The organism is Frankia sp. CcWB2, assembly GCF_977927585.1.
In genome coordinates this window covers 4,499-7,827 of sequence record NZ_CDWRCM010000205.1, presented here as the reverse complement: position 1 = coordinate 7,827, position 3,329 = coordinate 4,499, and the positions used below count along the sequence as shown (strand labels likewise).

Annotated in this window: 5 protein-coding genes; 4 read left to right on the top strand and 1 reads right to left on the bottom strand. The window is 72.8% G+C overall.

Annotated elements, in window-relative coordinates; all coding sequences use genetic code 11:
• The coding region (locus ACY45C_RS18085; protein WP_462188759.1) for a hypothetical protein at positions 1–236 on the bottom strand (236 nt) is incomplete at its 3' end.
• 53 nt (positions 237–289) lie between these two features.
• On the opposite strand from ACY45C_RS18085, the gene ACY45C_RS18080 reads away from it, so the two are divergent.
• The 4 genes from ACY45C_RS18080 to ACY45C_RS18065 form a co-directional block, all read left to right on the top strand.
• The gene (locus ACY45C_RS18080) at positions 290–1,105 is read left to right on the top strand and encodes an arylsulfotransferase family protein (protein ID WP_462188761.1); all 816 of its coding nucleotides are present in this window, start codon (positions 290–292) and stop codon (positions 1,103–1,105) included.
• Positions 1,102–2,052: a glycosyltransferase family 2 protein gene (locus ACY45C_RS18075; protein ID WP_462188757.1), complete on the top strand. Its 951-nt coding sequence runs from the start codon at positions 1,102–1,104 to the stop codon at positions 2,050–2,052. The genes ACY45C_RS18080 and ACY45C_RS18075 overlap by 4 nt, the downstream gene beginning before the upstream one ends.
• Entirely contained in the window at positions 2,049–2,783 is a 735-nt protein-coding gene (locus tag ACY45C_RS18070; RefSeq protein ID WP_462188756.1) for a class I SAM-dependent methyltransferase, read from the top strand. Before ACY45C_RS18075 ends, ACY45C_RS18070 begins: the two co-directional genes overlap by 4 nt.
• Positions 2,780–3,329, top strand: a 550-nt coding sequence (locus ACY45C_RS18065) for a P-loop nucleotide/nucleoside kinase family protein (RefSeq protein WP_462188754.1), incomplete at its 3' end; no start/stop codon positions are given. The genes ACY45C_RS18070 and ACY45C_RS18065, both read left to right, overlap by 4 nt.

Here is a 3,329-nt window from a genome sequence, read left to right as displayed (position 1 = left end):
TGTCCCAGAGGAGCCCCCAGGGCGCGCTGGGCCAGCAGGTAGCGGTGGGCGCCATGCTCGGTGACGAGATCACCGGCGTCGTTGGGCAGCACCGCGGGGACTACATCGAGCCCGCGAGCTGCGTGGTCGTGTATCGCGGCGGCGAACCGGGCCCGCGCCGGGCAGCGGAACTCCCGGGTGTGACGGGTTCCCCCCGGAGCGGGAGGAGCCGGTCTTGCGATAAGCAACGAGGTCACGGGCCAGTTTCATCATCGCTGCGGGCTGGATCCCGTTACACGCGGCGAGCGTGATGACCCCGACGGGAGCGATGTGCCTGCTCGGCGGGCGGCCAGCCGAGCAGCACTCGCTGTACGACCTGCTCGCCACCGTCGACCACCTGCGCGGCCTAGTCCACGACGAGCTCGCCCGCCGCGCCACGGCGACGTCCGGATGCGCTGACCTGCACCGACTCGCGGGGCGACGCGGGCGAGAGGTCTCCCGTGTGCTGCGGGACCTGCCCGGCTCTCCGTGCGACGTGCTGCACGCCAACACCCTGGAAACCGTGCCCGCCCATCCGGCCGGCCTGTGGGACGACGGCGACACCCTGGTCGCGGTGCGCGAGCTCGACCTGATCGCCGTCGTCAGCCCGCGCGCCGGTGCGGTGCGCTGGTGGTGGGGACCCGGCCAGCTGTCCGGGCCGCACCAGCCCTCCGCTCTGCCCGGCGGCAGCGTGCTGGTGTTCGACAACGGGCGCGCCGTGCGCCGCTCCCGCGTCCTGGAGATCGACCCCGCCACTGGCGAGATCGTGTTCACCTACGACGCCGATCCACCAGACGCGCTGTTCACCGAATTCGCCGGAGGCTGCCAGCAACTCCCGGGCGGAACCCTGCTCGTCACCGACGCCCAGCACGGCCGCGGCATCGAGATCAGCCGCGACGGCCGCGCCCTGCGGGAACTCCACATCCGCACGAAGCAGGCGGGCGGCGGGAACTCCCGCTGTGACATCTACCGACTGGCCGCCGTCCCGGCCCGAACCGCCGCGCGCCTGACCGCGCCCGGCGGCCGGGCCTGGCAGCTGGCCACCACCCGAGTCCGCTGCCAGCCCTACGCCGGGAGCAGCCAGTGATCAGTGTCGTCATCCCCATCGCCGACCGGCCCGCGCACCTGGACCGGGCCCTGCGCAGCCTGGACCGCCAGAGCCTGCGCGACTTCGAGGTCATCGTCGTCGCCGACGGCGGCACCCCACCCGAGCAGGTCATCGACGCCTGGGGCGGGCGGCTCGCGATCACCCTGTTGGAGCTGCCAGAGCGGCGGGGCGTCTCGCACGCCCGCAACCTGGGCGCCGCCACCGCCTCCGGAGACCTGCTCGCCTTCCTGGATGACGATGACGTCTTCCTGCCCGACCACCTGGCCGTCGCCGCCGCCACCCTGGCTGATCCCCGCGTCGAGGTGGCCTACGGCGCGGCGCTGGTCAGCGACCGCTGGGTCGACGCCATACCGCGGCCGGCCGACGGCGCCGCCGTCCTGCGCAAGGGCTACCCCTTCGATCCCGGTTTCCTGCTGGTCGCCAACTTCATCCACACCGGAGCGGTCACCGTCCGCAACTACACTGGAACCTCGGCCCGGTTCGACGAGACCCTCCAGCACTGCGAGGACTGGGCGATGTGGCTGACCCTGTACGCCGAGGGCTACCGGTTCGCCTACACCGGCGCCTGTAGCAGCGTCTACCACCAGGTTCCCGGCGCGGCCGGGACCGTCGCCGCCGCCTACCGGCGCAGCCCGACCCCCTTCACCCTCGCCCACCGTCGCATCTACGCCGCCTGGCCCGCCGACGATCCCCTCGTGGTCGGCTACCGGCGCTGGATCGCCGAGTTCGACGAGCGCCTGGACGCCGCCATCGAGTACGACCGGCCCGTGCCGCCGCACGCCTTCGAGCACGCCGTCCGGACCCTCTACCCGGCCTTCGTCGCGGCGGAGCCTGCCGACCCGGCGTTGCTGGACACCATGTTCCCCTCGCCGCCGTCCGGCCGGACCGTCGATCTGGAAGCCGCTCACCAGGGAGGACGGGGATGACGGAAGCCCTCGCCGGCCGGGCGCTCTACGACGGGTACGCCCACGTCTTCGCCGACGAGGCCGCGGTCAGCGCCTACAACGCCCACTACGACCGGCCCGCCGTGCTCGGCCTGCTCGGCGACGTCGCGGGACTCACCGTCCTCGATGCCGGCTGCGGGCCCGGTCTGTACGCCGCCGAACTCCTGCGCGGCGGCGCCCACCTCATCGGCTGCGACGCCAGCACCGACATGATCAACATCGCCCGCGAGCGGCTCGGCACCACCCCGGAACTGCGCCAGCACGACCTGAACCAGCCACTGGACTGGCTGCCTGACGAAAGCGTCGACCTGGCACTGCTCGCCCTGGTCATCCACTACCTGCCCGACCGCGCCGGCGCGCTCCGCGAACTGTTCCGGATCCTGCGCCCCGGCGGAGCCCTCGTCATCTCCACCAGCCATCCCACCGCCGACTGGCGGGCCAGCGGCGGCGGCTACTTCGAGGCCCGCCACGAGCAGGAGCAGTGGTCGTGCGGGTTCACCCACCGCTACTGGCGGCAGCCCCTGCAGGACTGGATCGCCGAGTTCACCGCCGCCGGCTTCGTTCTCGACGCTCTCCTCGAGCACCAGCCCCAGCCGGAGATGGCGCGCACCCACCCCGACGCCTTCGCCCGCCTGTCCCACGAGCCCGGCTTCATCGCCTACCGCCTCGCGAGACCGCGGGCGAACCTCCGCGCGTGGAAGGATGAGGCATGACCACGGGGAGGCCGGTGCTGGCCGTCGTCAGCGACCCGCCAGGAACCGGCAAGACCACCCTCGCCCACGCGGTCGCCACGGCCGTCGGCTGCCCGGCGGTGATCCGCGACGAGATCAAACAGGGAATGGTCCTGGCCAGCCCCGGCTACCAGGCCGGCGGCGACGACCCGCTCAACCTCCCCGCTCTTCACGCCTTCTTCGGTGTCCTGGAGACCCTGGCGAAGGCGGGCGCCACGGTCGTGGCCGAAGCCGCGTTCCAGGACCGGCTATGGAGTCCCCACCTGGAACCGCTCACCGCCCACGCCGACGTGCGGATCATCCGCTGCACCGTCGACCCGGCCACCGCGCACCAGCGGATCACCACCCGCGCCGGGCTCGACCCCCACCGCGCCGCCCACGGCGATGCCGAACTCCTCAGCGGCATCGCCGCCGGCCGCCACTCCCTCGGCGCCTTCGTCGACATCCGCCTGGACCTCCCACGGCTCACCATCGACACCAGCGACGGCTACCACCCCGGCCTGGACGCCATCACCGCCTTCATCACCC

Bases quoted from the DNA above. Each gene is read 5' to 3' on its own strand.
- ACY45C_RS18070 (WP_462188756.1), top strand. From the start codon at position 2,049: ATGACGGAAGCCCTCGCCGGCCGGGCGCTCTACGACGGGTACGCCCAC.
- ACY45C_RS18080 (WP_462188761.1), top strand. From the start codon at position 290: ATGACCCCGACGGGAGCGATGTGCCTGCTCGGCGGGCGGCCAGCCGAG.